The organism is Geobacter sp. AOG1, from assembly GCF_019972315.1.
In the GTDB taxonomy this organism is placed as follows: Bacteria; Desulfobacterota; Desulfuromonadia; order Geobacterales; family Geobacteraceae; genus Geomobilimonas.
Window position 1 is genome coordinate 3,564,984 of sequence record NZ_BLIZ01000001.1, and the last position, 14,292, is coordinate 3,579,275.

A 14,292-nucleotide genomic window follows, 5' to 3' on the forward strand; every position below is an offset into this window, starting at 1 on the left:
CCGCAAAAAAGAACGGCCCGCGTTCGGTAGCGGGCCGTTGCACACCAATATTGCACCAATGTCTTCCGTTCGGCTAGTACTTCTTGTCGGCGTAATCCACCCAACCTCCGGCGAGAACCAGTGCCTTGTCAAAGGGGGAGATGTCGAAGGAAACGGTTTCCTCGTGCCCCCCACCCCTGACCGTCACAGTCTGCCCTGCCACATCCACCGCCATCGCGGTATCGGGGTACTGGGCGTAACCTAACAACCGGTCGATCTTTTCCTTCGGAAGCTCGATGGCCGCCATGCCGCAGTTGAACATGTTCTGCCGGAAGATGCGGGCAAAGGATTCGGCCACCACCGCGGTTATGTCGTTCACCTCGAATACCCACGGCGCATGCTCGCGGGAAGAACCGCAACCGAAGTTGGCACGGGAGACGATGACCCGGGCTGCCCGCGTCTTCGCCCCCTTCGGGTCGAAACCGGGCAGCTTCAGATCTTCCAGAATATAGGGTTTCAGGTCTTCTTTGGTGATCTCGGTCAGGTACTTGGCCGGAATGATCTCATCGGTATTGATGTCCGAGCGGTCAAGGAACAGCACGGAGCCGCCGAATGTTTTCATAGGTGATTTCTCCTTCAGATCAATAAAGTAACAAACGGACTCTCAGGGTGCGGATTTTTCGATGAGCGAGGGGCCGAGGGATTACGCGGAGAAGTAATCCCGTCGGGCAACGCTGCGATCGCGAAAAGGCCACGACCCCCTACAGATACTTTCTGGGATCGGCCATCTTCCCTTCGATGGCCGTCGCGGCGCTGGTGGCCGGCGACATGAGGTGGACCATTCCCCCTTTACCCATCCTCCCCATGAAGTTCCGGTTGGTGGTTGAGGCACAGACTTCACCTTCGGCCAGTACGCCGTTCGACATACCAAGACAGGCGCCGCAGGTCGGGTTGGTGACGCAGAAGCCGGCCTCCATGAAGATATCGATGAGCCCTTCGTGGAGGGCATCCTGGTATATCTTCGGCGTGGCCGGCGACAGGATGCCACGCACCGTCGGGGCAATTGTTTTCCCCTTCAGTATCCCGGCTGCAATGCGGAGGTCCTCAAGGCGGCCGTTGGTGCAGGAACCGAGATAAACCTGGTCCACCGGGGTACCAGCCATCTCGGTGATGGTTTTTACCTGGTCCGGCTTGTAGCCGTGGGTAACGATCGGCTCCAGCGTCGATACGTCAAAATCGAGCACCTTGTCATAGACCGCGTCGTCATCGGACCACCATTTCCTGAACTCGGCAAGAGCCGCATCTTTCGAGGGATACTCGTTCTGGATGAACGGCCAGAGGTACTCGACGGTTACCTGGTCGGGCATACAGATACCTGAGGTCCCCCCTGCCTCGATCGCCATGTTGCAGAGCGTCATGCGGGACTCCATGGTCATGGCTTCGACCACCGGGCCGCGGAACTCCATGACCCGGTCGGTAGCCCCGTTCACGCCGATCTGGCCGATGAGGAAGAGGATAACATCCTTGGCATACACCCCCTTGGGGAGGGTGCCATGGAGATTGAAGCGGATGCTCTTCGGCTCCCGGAAAGCGCAGACCCCCTTGAGGATACCTACCTCCAGGTCGGTTGTCCCAACCCCGGCGGCAAAGGCACCGAAGGCGCCATGGGTACAGGTGTGGGAATCGCCCATGATCACCGTGTAGCCCGGCCGGATGAACCCTTTCTCGGGGAAGAGGGCATGGCAGACCCCGTTATGTCCCACGTCGAAAAAGTCCCTGATGGCATGGCGCCTCGCCCAGTCGCGGAGGATCTTGGCCTGGGTGGCGGTCTTCGTGTCCTTGCTCGGGGTGACGTGGTCGATCACCGCCTTTATCTTTGTGGCGTCGAATACCCGGTCCTTCCCCCGCGCTATCAGGTCCGCAATGGCAATGGGGGTGGTGATTTCATGGCACAGCACTGCATCAAGCTTCAGTACATAAGTCCCGGCAAAGGGCTCGTCTACCAGGTGGCTGGCAAATATCTTCTCTGCTATCGTCTTGCCCATTCAACTCGTTCCTTTCACCCGTAAAATGGTATTTTACGGGTGGTAATGTAAACAAATCGGGGGGATAAATCAAATTAATATTTGTTCGATTCCGCTTAACATTTGCCTCTCCCGGAGCCCGATGCTATAATCGCGCGAATTTAGCCACGAAAAGAGGCTCACCCCATGGAATTAAGCTTTAAAAGAACCAACGGCAGGATTGACGAAATGATCGACGCCCTCATCCGGGAGGCGGAAGATGTTCACCATGCCGGTCTGGTGCGGGAGATGATTATTTCGGCCCTCAAGTCGGGGCAGGAAAGCGATTACCTCGCCGACCTGAAGATGCTCAACAACACCATGAAGGAAATGCGTTATACCAGCAAGGTCTTTGCTCCCTACCGGCAGAAAAAGAAAGTGACCATCTTTGGTTCGGCCCGGACCGAACCCCATGAACCTATTTACCGAAAATGCGTCGGTTTCAGCCGGCAGCTGGTCGAACAGGGCTACATGATCATCACCGGCGGTGGCCCCGGCATCATGCAGGCCGGCAATGAAGGCGCGGGAAGCGAGAATTCCTTTGCCGTCAATATCCGCCTCCCCTTTGAGCAGTCCCCCAACCCGGTGATGCTCAAAAACCGGCGGCTCATCACGTACAAATACTTCTTCAACCGCAAGGTTGCCTTTGTCAAGGAGTCGGATGCCATTGCCGTCTTCCCCGGTGGATTCGGGACCCTGGACGAAGCGATGGAGGTGTTTACCCTGATCCAGACCGGCAAGACATCGCCGAAGCCGCTCGTTCTGATCGACGACGAGAGCGGCTATTGGGACCGCTGGTTCGAGTTCATCAAGGCGAGCATGCTCGGCAAGGGACTGATCTCCGCCGAGGACTTCTCGATCTTTTCCATCACCCGCAGCACGGAAGAGGCAATCGCCGTCATCGACGGTTTCTACCGGAACTACCATTCCCTCCGCTTCGTAGACGGACGACTCATCATCAGGCTCACCAAGGAACTGTCCCAGGAAAACATCGAGGAGTTGCAAAGTGAGTTCCCGGAATTACTGGCCCCCGGCACCAGGATAACCCGCACCAGCCCTTTGCCGGAAGAAGCGGACGAACCGGACCTGTTGAAGCTACCGCGACTGGCGCTTCACTTCGATCATCAGCATTACGGCCTGCTCATGGCCTTCATCGGCAGAATCAACATGTTCTGAGGCAGGATAAAACCTCTAAGCATTTCACGTGAAAAAAAATTTATTCTACGATTAATTTCCCCTTGACATGCCCTGTGGACCTTGTTAATGTGCCACAGTAGCAAGTTTCGGAAGTTTTTGCAGAACCTGGAAATTGGCAAATATTCATCAATAATTCGCCATTTCCTGCCTCAAGACTCCGGAAACTGCATCAACGAAGTTCCGGCACATGATCCGGAGGCGCACAAAGGAGGTAGGAAAGATGGCTCAGGGTAAGGTAAAATGGTTTAACGACGCAAAAGGGTTCGGCTTCATCGAGCAGGAGAACGGCGAAGATGTCTTCGTACATTTCTCCGCCATCCAGTCCGAGGGGTTCAAGTCCCTCGCAGAGGGCGAAGCTGTTACCTTTGACGTGGTCAACGGTCCCAAGGGACTGCAGGCCGCTAACGTCAGGAAACTGTAGCAGCTATTTAGCTGTGACAACCAAAAGCCCTGCCGGGTAACCCTGGCAGGGCTTTTTTCGTCATGTTCGAAAACATCAGATGTCCATGTTGCCGAGGAACTACGACGTCAGGAAGAAAGCTACCTAGTCCGTCGCCTGCTTCCCGCCTCTGACTGCAACAAGCGCATTTTTACCTGATTCGACCCGGAATCTGCCACTGAACCCGAACAGCTTCAACTCGTACTCGCCCGGCAGCAGGGCCAGCACAAAATAACCTTGTGCATCGGCCCGTGCAGCCATTCGCCATGCCCCCCTGGACAACTCGATGACAGCGCCCGCCAAGGGAATATACCCTCCACGCTTTTTCTTTCCTCCGGTCTCGATATAGCAGATACCGGCCACACCACCGGTCCCTTCCGGCAGCACATCTTCCCGGGACACCTGTCCTGGGGAGACGATATCGGGAAGATACCCGTTTTTCAGCAGGACAGAGATCTTCTTCGGCTGGATGATCTCCTGGAAATCCCTGCCGTTGAAGGCGAACCGTCGCCACCCCGGAGAAACGCTCTCCTCGCCCCAACACGAGACGGCAAGGAGAGTCATGATAATCGACAGAAGTGCCAAGCGCTTCAGCATAGGGGATAGACTCCTTATCGTGACGTTGACTTGCCCAAGCATACCAGGTGATGCCCTGCAAATCCAGCCCCAGGCGGGAAAAGGGAATAACCGCCCGTCATGGCAACCGACCTCAAAAAAACAGGGGTACGGTATCGCACCCCTGCTCCTATCATCGAATAGCAGAGTTTCCTAGAGACTGTCGGTGAGCCGGTCCTTTTTCAGGGCGAGCCGGTTCAGACCGTGGATATAAGCCTTTGCCGATGCCTCGATGATGTCAGTGGACGACCCGCGGCCGATGACCGTCCGCTCCCCGTCCGCCAACCTCACCGTTACCTCGCCCTGGGCGTCGGTACCGCCGGTGATGGAGCCGACGTTGTACTGGGTCAGCTTTGCCTTGGTCTTGGTCAGCTTCTTGATCGCCTTGAGCGTCGCGTCAACCGGCCCATCCCCGAGTTCGGCGGTCCGACAGGGGATGCCGTCGATCTCCATCTGCACCGTGGCGGTGGCGACGGCAAAGGAGCCGCAGGTCACGGTTATGTGGGAGAGCGTGTACTTCTCCTCGACACGCAGCAACTCCTCGTCAGTCACGATGGCGTCCAGGTCTTCGTCGTACACTTCTTTCTTCAGGTCCGCCAACGCCTTGAAGCGTTCGAACGCCTTGTTGAGCATTTCATCATCCAGGTCGTAGCCCAGCTCTTCCAACCGTTTTTTAAAGGCATGCCGTCCCGAGTGCTTGCCGAGCACCAGCACGTTGGTCTTCAGCCCCACCGACTCGGGGGTCATGATTTCATAGGTGGACTTCTCCATCAGCACGCCGTGCTGATGAATTCCCGCCTCGTGGGCGAAGGCATTGGCGCCGACAATCGCCTTGTTGGGCTGCACAACGATGCCAGTCACCGTCGTGAGAAGGCGGCTGGCGGGGGTCAGCTGCTCCGTCACCACGCTGGTCCTGAAGGGGAGGATGTCGCTGCGAGTCTTGAGGGTCATGACGAACTCCTCCAGGGAGCAGTTCCCCGCCCGCTCGCCGATACCGTTGATGGTACACTCGACCTGGCCGGCCCCCGCCTGTATCGCGGCTATGGAGTTTGCCACCGACAGCCCCAGGTCGTTGTGGCAGTGCACCGAGATCACCGCGTTATCGATATTGGCCACGTTTCCCTTCAGGTATGTGATGATGTTGAAGTACTCGAAGGGGATGGTATAGCCAACCGTGTCGGGGATATTGACCGTTGTGGCCCCCGCATCGATGACCGCCCCAACCACTTCTTTAAGGAACTTGAGGTCGGTCCGCACCGCATCCTCGCAGGAAAACTCCACGTTGGGAGTGTAGGACTTTGCCCGTTTCACCGCTTTCACCGCTGCGTCGAGCACCTGTGACGGGGTCATCTTCAGCTTGTATTTCATGTGGATGTCGGAGGTGGCGATGAAGGTATGGATTCGCCCCTTCTCCCCCGCGTACTGGAGAGCCTCCCACCCGCGGTCGATATCCTTGAAACCGGACCGGCACAGCCCCGCAATCTCCGGCCCCTTGATGGTCTGGGCAACCTTCTTCACCGCCTCGAAATCCCCTTCCGACGCGATGGGAAAGCCCGCCTCGATCACATCCACGTTCAGTTTCTGCAGCTGCTTGGCGATTCTAAGCTTCTCCTCGATGTTCATGCTGGCGCCGGGGGATTGTTCCCCGTCACGCAACGTGGTGTCGAAAATCTTGATGGTTTTGTGTTCGGATTTTGTCTGTTTTGCCATGTCCTGAAAACCTCCTTTGATGATCTGCAAAAGTATGCCGCCACTTGTTTTCTGTTGTACTACCGCAGGTACAACACGCTAAGTATTCCACAGAATTCCCGGAACACTACCGAAAGCCGAAAGAAACGGGGTCCAGAATACAAAAAAGCCTCCGCCCCGGCATAAGGGGCGAAGGCTCAATCAAGCTCCGCGGTACCACCCTCATTCGTCCCCTTTCGGCCCACCCGCTTAAGTCGAAAGGAAACCTTCTTTTACCCGTTACGTGGGCACGACGACTTCGGCTAGCCAGCTTCAAACTCTGGTTCACCGAAGCGGCTCCAAGGCGAGTTCACCGGTTCCGCTTGCTGATTCGCACCACCCACCAGCTCTCTGACGACCGCCAGAAACAACGGTCAAAGGGAATGTACGGTTACTACTCCTCTTCACTGCCTTTTCGATTTTGACTGATGATAAGAAAATCCCTCGGCGGCTGTCAAGGCATTTTCTTTGTCATTTTAATTATTTCGGTGATTTCAAACAAAGTTTGCCAAAACGGTAACTTTCTCGACAGACACTTCCGACTCTACTCGTGCTTTTCGCCCTGGCTGACCGCCTCATGTCTCTTGTGCACCGCTCTCTCCAGCCGTCGTCGTCGGGGCCAGGTCATCACATAGGCGGCCGGCCCGGAGAAAACGTAGCAAAGAAAGACGACAAAGAGCATGATCACCGGCTGTGCCGCGATGATGGTGAGGAGAAGGACCGCCAGGACCAGGAATACGAAGGGCTGGCGCTTGATGAGCTCAGGGTCCTTGAAGGAGTAATAGCGGAAGTTGGAGACCATGAGAAATGCCACGAAGTAGATGAGAATAAGGATGGCGAGCTTCTTGAAAGAACTGGGCCAGCCGAAGTGGTAAAAAAGGAGGACGGTGGAAGAAACCATGCTGGCGGCAGCCGGCGTGGGGAGGCCGACGAAGCGCTTGCTCTCCACCGTGGCGACCTGCACATTGAAGCGTGCCAGACGCAGGGCGGCGCAGGCGACAAAAAGGAACGCCGCCACCCAGCCGAGCCGACCGAAAGGCTTGAGCGCCCAGGAATACATGAGAAGCCCCGGCGTTACCCCGAAGGCGACCAGGTCGGCAAGGGAGTCGTACTCCACGCCGAACTTGCTGGCCGTGCCGGTGAGCCGGGCGACCTTGCCATCCAGCCCGTCAAAGATGGACGAGACAAGGATCCAGATGGCAGCGGTCCGGAAATCGCCGTTGGTGGTCGCAACCATGCTGTAAAAGCCGGCAAACAGGCTGCCGGTGGTAAAGAGGTTGGGGAGGATATATATCCCCTTCCGCATGCTTTCCGACATGTCGATTTTGTCGCCGTTCACGCGAGTATCCCCAGTACCGTTTCGCCAGCTACGGTTTTATCCCCCAGAGCCGCTTTCAGTTCCGTAGCGAGTGGCAGGTAGACGTCGAGACGGGATCCGAAACGGATCAGGCCGTAACGCTCGCCACGCCGCAGGTTGTCATCCTTCCGAGCATAGCAGACGATGCGCCGGGCAATCAGCCCCGCCACCTGTACCACCACGAGCGTGGTCCCGGCAACGGTCTCCAGCACCATGCCGAGTCGCTCGTTCTCGAAGGTGGCCCGCTCATCCCGCACATCGAGGAATTTGCCGGAACGGTAAAAAGTCTCCGCCACCCGGCCGGTCACCGGAACCCGGTTGATATGGACATTGAAGACCGACATGAAGATGCTGATTTTCAGCATCTCCTCCCCCAGATGTTCTTCACGGGCCGGCCCGCAGTAGATGACCACACCGTCGGCCGGCGCCACGACTGACCGTTCGTCCGTCGGGGTGACTCGTTGGGGGTTGCGGAAAAAGAAGGCGATGAACAGGGTCAAGACTAGGGCCAGCGCTGCGGGAGCGGCGAGCAAGGGGAAACGGCCGGCCAACAGGATCAGGACCAGGGTTGCCGAACCGGCACCCGCCAGAAATGGAATCCCTTCAAGCGCGACGGGGGTATTTTGATTACGCATCAATCATCCTTTGTAACGAAACAAACTGCGCTATAGTAACCAGAAAAAGGCCGGGCTGCAAGGAATTATACGCAATTCCCCCGCCCGGCCTTCCGGTTGTCAGTTGCTGGCCGCTAGTTCTTGGACTTGTCCACGATCTTGGAGGCGCCGATCCAGGCCATCATGGAACGGAGACGTGCACCCACGTCCTCTATCTGGTGCTCGGCACCCTTGCGGCGAAGGGCACTGAAGGTCGGCTTGTTGACCTTGTTTTCCAGCATCCACTCCTTGGCGAACTCGCCGGTCTGGATCTCGCTCAGGATTTTCTTCATCTCCTTCTTGGTCTCGTCGGTAATGACGCGCGGGCCGCGGGTCAGGTCACCGTACTCGGCGGTATTGGAGATGGAGTAGCGCATGTTGGCGATGCCCCCTTCGTAGATCAGGTCGACGATCAGCTTGGTCTCGTGGAGACACTCGAAATAGGCCATCTCCGGCGCATAGCCCGCCTCCACCAGAGTCTCGAAACCGGCCTGGATGAGGGCGGAAATGCCGCCGCAGAGAACCGCCTGCTCACCGAACAGATCGGTTTCGGTCTCTTCCTTGAACGAGGTCTCGATGATGCCGGCCCGTCCGCCGCCGTTGGCAGAGGCATAGGCAAGGGCCACCGCCTTGGAGTTCCCGGCCGGATCGTGGTGAATCGCGATAAGAGAGGGAACGCCCCCCCCTTTCTGGTATTCATGACGCACCAGGTGACCCGGCCCCTTAGGGGCGATCATGATGACGTTGACATCGGGACGCGGCACGATCTGGCCGAAGTGGATGTTGAAGCCGTGGCTGAACGCCAGGTAGGCACCCTGTTTGAGGTACGGACCGATCTCCTCACGGTAGACATCGCCCTGGATCTCGTCGGGGAGGAGAATCATGACCACATCCGCCACTTTGGCCGCTTCCTGGGTGGTAAGAACGGTCAGGCCGGCATTGGCAGCCTTCTTCACCGAGGTGGAATCAGCTTTCAGGCCAACCACCACATCGATCCCGGACTCCTTCAGGTTATTGGCATGGGCATGCCCCTGGGAACCGTAGCCGATAATCGCCACCTTCTTCCCCTTGAGTACGCTCAGGTCACAGTCTTTGTCGTAGTAAATCTTCATTTTTTGCCTCCATGTGATGTTGATTCAAAGTGAATCTGATTGAATTCCTCTATGTACGAAGCAACTGTCGATTTTTCGTCCTGGCAAGGAAGTCAAGCAGCGACGCGGAGGCGTACTGGAGGTACGCCGCACAAGGAGCTGCGAAGAGTGGCGCCGCCAGGGCGGAAAAGTGGCGGTTGCTACCCTTTCCAGCCCTTGGCACCGCGCCCTATCGCCACCGGCCCCGTCCTCACCAGTTCCTTCAGTCCGAGGGGGCGAAGCAGTTCCAGAATGGCATCGATCTTGGCCGGAGCCCCGGTCGCCTCGATGGTATAGGACTTGGGGGTCACGTCGATGATCTTGGCCCGGAAGATATCGACGATCCGGAGCACTTCCGCACGGCTCACATCCTCCGCCGTCACCTTGATGAGGGCCATCTCCCGCTCGATGGCGCTGCCGTCGGTGAAGTCGATCACCTTGATCACGTCAATCAGCTTGTTGAGCTGCTTAGAGATCTGCTCCAGTATCTGTTCATCCCCCCGTGTGACAATGGTCATGCGGGAAAGGGTGTCCTCGTTGGTGGGGGCCACCGAAAGGGAATCGATATTGAAGCCGCGTCCGGAGAAGAGTCCGGCTACTCGGGAGAGAACCCCGAACTCGTTTTCAACCAGCACGGTAATGGTATGTTGCATAAGGAATCCTCCGAAAAATCGTAGGGGCAACCCTGCGTGGTTGCCCTGAGAGGGCGGCCACAGGGCAGCCCCTACAAGACGACATCAGGCGTTCAGTACCATTTCGTTGAGCGAGGCACCGGCAGGAACCATGGGGAGCACCTTCTCCTCCCGGGCGATCTTGAACTCCATAATGACCGGACCGGGGGTCGTGAACCCTTCCTTGATCACAGCCTCCACTTCGCTCGGCTTGGTTGCCCGCAACCCCTTGGCGCCAAAGGCCTCGGCCAGCTTGACAAAATCGATGGGGAGTTCCATACAGGTCTGGGAATAGCGCTTGTCGAAAAAGAGCTCTTGCCACTGCCGCACCATGCCGAGGAAGTTGTTGTTGAGAATGATGATCTTTACCGGCAGACGGTTCTGCACCAGGGTGGCGATCTCCTGCATGTTCATCTGAAATCCGCCATCGCCGCAGATGACCATGACCTGCCGTTTGGGAAATGCAGCCTGGGCCCCCATGGCGGCGGGGAGACCGTACCCCATGGTACCGAGTCCCCCCGAGGAGAGCAGGGTCCGGGGCTTGTTGAACTGGAAGAACTGGGCGGTCCACATCTGGTGCTGCCCCACGTCGGTGGCCACGATGGCGTCGGGGTCGGAGAGTTCCCGCAGCTTCTGGATAACCAGCTGGGGCTTGATGACCGACGTCGACGGCTTGTAGCCGAGCGGGTGCTTGGTGCGCCATGCCTCGATCTCGCCACGCCAGGGAGCGAGCTCCTTGGCAAACTCCTTCACCTTGGCAGACTGCTCCGTCGCCACCTTCAGCATTCGGGCGAGAACCCCCTTCACGTCGCCGACGATGGGAAGATCGACCCGGACGTTCTTCTTGATTGAGGTCGGGTCCACGTCCACGTGGATGATCTTGGCATGGGGGGCAAAGGTGGCGATCTTGCCGGTCACCCGGTCATCAAAGCGGGCACCGACAGCAACGAGCAGGTCGCAGTCGGTCACCGCCATGTTGGCACAGTAGGTGCCGTGCATGCCGAGCAGGCCAAGGGACAGGGGGTCATTCTCCGGGAACGAGCCGAGCCCCATGAGGGTCGTGGTGACCGGGGCACCCAGCTTCCTGGCCAGGGCAGTCAGTTCCTCCGCACCGTTGGCCAGGACTACCCCTCCTCCGACATAGATCACCGGCTTTCTCGATGCCAGGATCATGGAGACCGCTTTCTCTATCTGCCGGGGATGACCTTCAACGGTCGGCTTGTAGCCGCGGATATCCACGCTTTCCGGGTACTCAAACTCCGTGACGGCAATCTGCACATCTTTGGGGAAGTCGATGAGCACCGGACCGGGGCGACCGCTCCGGGCGATATAGAAGGCCTTCTTGACGATGGTCGCCAGATCCTTTACGTCCTTGACAAGGAAGCTGTGCTTGGTGCAGGGGCGGGTGATACCGATGATATCCACCTCCTGGAAAGCGTCGTTGCCGATAAGGGCAGTCGGGACCTGGCCCGTTATGATTACCAGAGGAATGGAATCCATGTAGGCAGTGGCAATACCGGTGATGGTATTGGTGGCGCCGGGTCCGGAGGTGGCGATGGCGACGCCGACCTTGCCCGTGGCACGGGCGTAGCCGTCGGCCGCGTGAACCCCTGCCTGCTCGTGGCGCGGGAGGATATGCCGGATATCCTTGAAGGAGAAGAGTTCATCATAGAGGTTGATGACCGTTCCTCCCGGGTAACCGAATACCGTTTCCACCCCTTCCAGCTTGAGACACTCCAGCAATATGCGCGCACCGTTCATCTTCATCTGCCATACCTCCCAGTTGGGAACAAAATCATTCGTACACGTTGTAGAGGCAGGTTTCAGTGCCTGCCTTGGACGACCAGAGGGGGCTGTCCCTACGCAAAATCAATCTGCCGTGGTAACCGCTCCCGTATATGCTGACGTCACCACTTTCGCGTAGCGTGCCAGCCAGCCAGTCTTTATCTTCGGCTCGGGAGCGGACCAGCCTGCCCGACGGGTCGCCAGGGTCGCTTCGTCAACCAGGAGCTCCAGCTTCCGGTTCGGAATGTCGAGGAGAATCCGGTCGCCGTCCGCCACGAGTGCAATAGGTCCACCTTCGGCAGCCTCCGGTGAGATGTGGCCGATGCAGGGACCGCGGGTCCCGCCGGAAAAACGGCCATCGGTAATCAACGCCACCGAATCCCCCAGCCCCATCCCCATGATGGCCGCGGTAGGAGCCAGCATCTCCCGCATCCCCGGCCCGCCTTTAGGCCCTTCGTAACGGATGACCACCACATCGCCGGAGACGATCCGCCCTTCCATAATGGCGGCCATGGCCTGCTCCTCGGCATCGAAGCAGCGGGCCGTACCCTCGAACTGCATCATAGGCGCCGATACACCAGACTGCTTGACAACCGCCCCCTTGGGAGCGAGGTTGCCGAACAGCACCGCGATCCCCCCCTCCTTCTTGACCGGATCGGTCAGGGGGCGAATCACCTGTTCATCGACATTTTCCACACTGGCAGCCAACTGCAGGGTGGAGAGCCCCATGACGGTCTGGCTCTCCTTCACCTTGTCTCCCAGCTGCTTCAGCACCCCGGCCACACCGCCTGCCGCGTCCAGGTCTTCCATGAAAAACTCGCCGGCCGGGTTCATGGAGGAGAGCTGGGGGGTTTCCTTGGCCAGGAGGTCGAAGGTCTCCAGCGGTAATTCAACCCCCGCCTCCCGGGCGATGGCCAGCAGATGGAGGACCGTGTTGGACGAGCCGCCAAGGGCGAGATCCACCCGGATGGCATTCTCGAATGCGGCACGGGTCATGATCTGGCGAGGCGTGACGTTGTTGGTCACCAGTTCGACGATCTTTTCGCCCGAGGCAAAGGCAATCCGGCGTTTCAGGGCAGATACTGCAAGGGCAGTACCGCAGCGGGGAAGGCTCATGCCGAGTGTTTCGGTGAGGATCGCCATGGTGTTGGCGGTGAAGAGCCCCTGGCACGATCCCATGCCGGGGCAGGCGTTGTCTTCGCAGACCGCCAGTTCCTTGGCGTCGATGACACCCGCCTTGTAGCGGGCCATCGCCTCGAAGGTGTCGGTGACGAAGGAGTACTTGCGACCCGCCTCGCCACGGCCGCTCATCATCGGCCCGGCCGTCACCACAATGCAGGGAATGTCGAGTCGTGCCGCCGCCATGAGCATGCCGGGGGTGATCTTGTCGCAGTTGGTGAGGAGCACCAGGCCGTCGAGACGGTGCGCCTCGGCCACCGACTCCACCATGTCGGCGATGAGTTCGCGAGTGGGAAGGGAGTAGTGCATCCCCTTGTGCCCCATGGCGATCCCGTCACAGACGCCGGGAATACCGAAAAACAGGGAATAGCCGCCGCCGGAGTGAACCCCCTTCTCGATGAACCGCTCCAGGTCCCGCATCCCCACATGGCCGGGTATCAGGTCGGTAAAACTGGTAGCCACGCCGATGAACGGCTTCTCCAGAGCACTTTGGGGCATACCGGTCCCTTTGAGGAGCGCACGGTGCGGGGTCCGCTCAAGCCCTTTTTTTATCGTATCGCTGCGCATGCTGGGGTGCCTCTCTACTGAATACGGATTTCGGTGGCATCAAACCAAAGCTTGAAGAAATCAAAAAATCGCTGGAATTAACGGGAGTTACTTGTCGCAAAGAGTGAAATTGGAACAATAATACATTCACCGACAGCTGTCAATATGAATAGAATGATGTTAGGGATTCCGCTGCAACCGGGCCAGTTCCGCCTCAGAGGGGCGGATATAGAGGGGGGCAAGAGCTGCTGCTGTAACGGATGCACCGCGGGAGAACTCCGCTTCCGCAAGAAGAGCTCCGGCCGCAGCCCGGGGCTGGGTGACGCTGGCCGGGGCAAAGCGGGCTCGGACACCCAGGCGGGACTCAATACTTTCCCGGTACCGAACGGCACCATCGCCGACGAAAATGACGGGGCCATCGAGTTGCTCCAGAAATGCTTCGGGGGAAAGCACGCAGTCGGGAATGACCGGTTCCGGCAACTCCCGGCAACGGTAGAGCCCCGTGTAGACTTCCTTCTTGCGGGCGTCGAACATGGGGCAGACGAGCGCGTCCGCCCAGGGGAGATTCATGGCCAGCATGGCCAGGGAGGAGAAACCAGCCACCGGCTTCCCTGTGGCCAGCGCCAGCCCTTTTACCGTGGCGATCCCGATGCGGAGGCCGGTGAACGAGCCGGGACCGAGGGCAACGCCGAACCCGTCCATATCCTGTACCGTCAACCCTGCTCCTGTCAGGAGCAGTTCGACGCCGGCCAGCAACCGCTCCGACAGGGTCCGCTGCATCTCCAGCAGGTACTCCCCCACCAGCCGCCCGTCACAGGAAAGGGCAACGCTACAGGTGTTCGTGGAGGTATCGATGGTAAGAAGTTTCATGCGGTTTCCATTCCAAAATGCAAAAAACGCAAATTTTCCGCAAGGTCAAGGCGCTCAAGGGATGACGCGGAGGCGTAGCA

At 58.5% G+C, this 14,292-nt stretch carries 13 protein-coding genes and 1 other annotated feature; of the genes, 2 read left to right on the plus strand and 11 right to left on the minus strand.

Annotated elements, in window-relative coordinates; translation table 11 throughout:
- Positions 1 to 73: 73 nt before the first annotated feature.
- Together LDN04_RS16345 and LDN04_RS16350 are read right to left on the minus strand one after the other, a co-directional pair.
- A complete protein-coding gene (locus LDN04_RS16345) occupies positions 74 to 601 on the minus strand; it encodes a 3-isopropylmalate dehydratase small subunit 2 (RefSeq protein ID WP_223913128.1) in 528 nt (175 codons plus the stop codon).
- A 139-nt stretch (positions 602 to 740) separates the two neighbouring features.
- Entirely contained in the window at positions 741 to 2,024 is a 1,284-nt protein-coding gene (locus tag LDN04_RS16350; protein WP_223913131.1) for a 3-isopropylmalate dehydratase large subunit, read from the minus strand.
- Positions 2,025 to 2,189: 165 nt separating this feature from the next.
- Here LDN04_RS16350 and LDN04_RS16355 point away from each other — a divergent pair, with 165 nt between their 5' ends.
- Together LDN04_RS16355 and LDN04_RS16360 are read left to right on the plus strand one after the other, a co-directional pair.
- Positions 2,190 to 3,218: a TIGR00730 family Rossman fold protein gene (locus LDN04_RS16355; protein ID WP_223913134.1), complete on the plus strand. Its 1,029-nt coding sequence runs from the start codon at positions 2,190 to 2,192 to the stop codon at positions 3,216 to 3,218.
- 241 nt (positions 3,219 to 3,459) lie between these two features.
- Entirely contained in the window at positions 3,460 to 3,660 is a 201-nt protein-coding gene (locus LDN04_RS16360; protein WP_214176274.1) for a cold-shock protein, read from the plus strand.
- Positions 3,661 to 3,783: 123 nt separating this feature from the next.
- Here the strand turns inward: LDN04_RS16360 and LDN04_RS16365 are convergent, their stop codons facing one another.
- The 9 genes from LDN04_RS16365 to tsaB form a co-directional block, all read right to left on the minus strand.
- Positions 3,784 to 4,275: a hypothetical protein gene (locus LDN04_RS16365; protein ID WP_223913137.1), complete on the minus strand. Its 492-nt coding sequence runs from the start codon at positions 4,273 to 4,275 to the stop codon at positions 3,784 to 3,786.
- Positions 4,276 to 4,446: 171 nt separating this feature from the next.
- The gene (locus LDN04_RS16370; RefSeq protein WP_223913138.1) at positions 4,447 to 6,003 is read right to left on the minus strand and encodes a 2-isopropylmalate synthase; all 1,557 of its coding nucleotides are present in this window, start codon (positions 6,001 to 6,003) and stop codon (positions 4,447 to 4,449) included.
- Between the two features lie 161 nt (positions 6,004 to 6,164).
- Positions 6,165 to 6,438: a binding site (T-box leader), on the minus strand.
- A 127-nt stretch (positions 6,439 to 6,565) separates the two neighbouring features.
- Positions 6,566 to 7,327, minus strand: coding sequence for a CDP-diacylglycerol--serine O-phosphatidyltransferase (pssA, locus tag LDN04_RS16375; protein WP_223913408.1), 762 nt, complete (start codon positions 7,325 to 7,327; stop codon positions 6,566 to 6,568).
- A 29-nt stretch (positions 7,328 to 7,356) separates the two neighbouring features.
- A complete protein-coding gene (locus LDN04_RS16380) occupies positions 7,357 to 8,013 on the minus strand; it encodes a phosphatidylserine decarboxylase family protein (RefSeq protein ID WP_223913140.1) in 657 nt (218 codons plus the stop codon).
- 113 nt (positions 8,014 to 8,126) lie between these two features.
- Positions 8,127 to 9,143, minus strand: a complete 1,017-nt coding sequence (ilvC, locus tag LDN04_RS16385; RefSeq protein WP_223913142.1) for a ketol-acid reductoisomerase — start codon at positions 9,141 to 9,143, stop codon at positions 8,127 to 8,129.
- Positions 9,144 to 9,322: 179 nt separating this feature from the next.
- Positions 9,323 to 9,814, minus strand: a complete 492-nt coding sequence (ilvN, locus tag LDN04_RS16390; protein ID WP_223913143.1) for an acetolactate synthase small subunit — start codon at positions 9,812 to 9,814, stop codon at positions 9,323 to 9,325.
- Positions 9,815 to 9,898: 84 nt separating this feature from the next.
- The gene (gene ilvB, locus LDN04_RS16395) at positions 9,899 to 11,599 is read right to left on the minus strand and encodes a biosynthetic-type acetolactate synthase large subunit (RefSeq protein WP_223913145.1); all 1,701 of its coding nucleotides are present in this window, start codon (positions 11,597 to 11,599) and stop codon (positions 9,899 to 9,901) included.
- Positions 11,600 to 11,701: 102 nt separating this feature from the next.
- Positions 11,702 to 13,363 carry a dihydroxy-acid dehydratase gene (gene ilvD / locus LDN04_RS16400; protein WP_223913147.1) on the minus strand — a complete coding sequence of 554 codons (1,662 nt, stop codon included), beginning with the start codon at positions 13,361 to 13,363 and terminating at the stop codon, positions 11,702 to 11,704.
- Positions 13,364 to 13,522: 159 nt separating this feature from the next.
- On the minus strand, positions 13,523 to 14,212 hold the full coding sequence (gene tsaB / locus LDN04_RS16405; RefSeq protein WP_223913150.1) for a tRNA (adenosine(37)-N6)-threonylcarbamoyltransferase complex dimerization subunit type 1 TsaB: 690 nt from the start codon (positions 14,210 to 14,212) through the stop codon (positions 13,523 to 13,525).
- Between the last annotated feature and the right edge of the window lie 80 nt (positions 14,213 to 14,292).

Excerpts from the sequence above, each read along its gene's own strand:
- tsaB (WP_223913150.1), bottom strand. The coding sequence starts at position 14,212 with ATGAAACTTCTTACCATCGATACCTCCACGAACACCTGTAGCGTTGCC.
- ilvN (WP_223913143.1), bottom strand. The coding sequence starts at position 9,814 with ATGCAACATACCATTACCGTGCTGGTTGAAAACGAGTTCGGGGTTCTC.
- LDN04_RS16380 (WP_223913140.1), bottom strand. The coding sequence starts at position 8,013 with ATGCGTAATCAAAATACCCCCGTCGCGCTTGAAGGGATTCCATTTCTG.
- ilvC (WP_223913142.1), bottom strand. The coding sequence starts at position 9,143 with ATGAAGATTTACTACGACAAAGACTGTGACCTGAGCGTACTCAAGGGG.
- ilvB (WP_223913145.1), bottom strand. The coding sequence starts at position 11,599 with ATGAAGATGAACGGTGCGCGCATATTGCTGGAGTGTCTCAAGCTGGAA.
- LDN04_RS16370 (WP_223913138.1), bottom strand. The coding sequence starts at position 6,003 with ATGGCAAAACAGACAAAATCCGAACACAAAACCATCAAGATTTTCGAC.
- LDN04_RS16360 (WP_214176274.1), top strand. The coding sequence starts at position 3,460 with ATGGCTCAGGGTAAGGTAAAATGGTTTAACGACGCAAAAGGGTTCGGC.
- ilvD (WP_223913147.1), bottom strand. The coding sequence starts at position 13,363 with ATGCGCAGCGATACGATAAAAAAAGGGCTTGAGCGGACCCCGCACCGT.
- pssA (WP_223913408.1), bottom strand. The coding sequence starts at position 7,327 with ATGCGGAAGGGGATATATATCCTCCCCAACCTCTTTACCACCGGCAGC.
- LDN04_RS16350 (WP_223913131.1), bottom strand. The coding sequence starts at position 2,024 with ATGGGCAAGACGATAGCAGAGAAGATATTTGCCAGCCACCTGGTAGAC.
- LDN04_RS16365 (WP_223913137.1), bottom strand. The coding sequence starts at position 4,275 with ATGCTGAAGCGCTTGGCACTTCTGTCGATTATCATGACTCTCCTTGCC.
- LDN04_RS16345 (WP_223913128.1), bottom strand. The coding sequence starts at position 601 with ATGAAAACATTCGGCGGCTCCGTGCTGTTCCTTGACCGCTCGGACATC.
- LDN04_RS16355 (WP_223913134.1), top strand. The coding sequence starts at position 2,190 with ATGGAATTAAGCTTTAAAAGAACCAACGGCAGGATTGACGAAATGATC.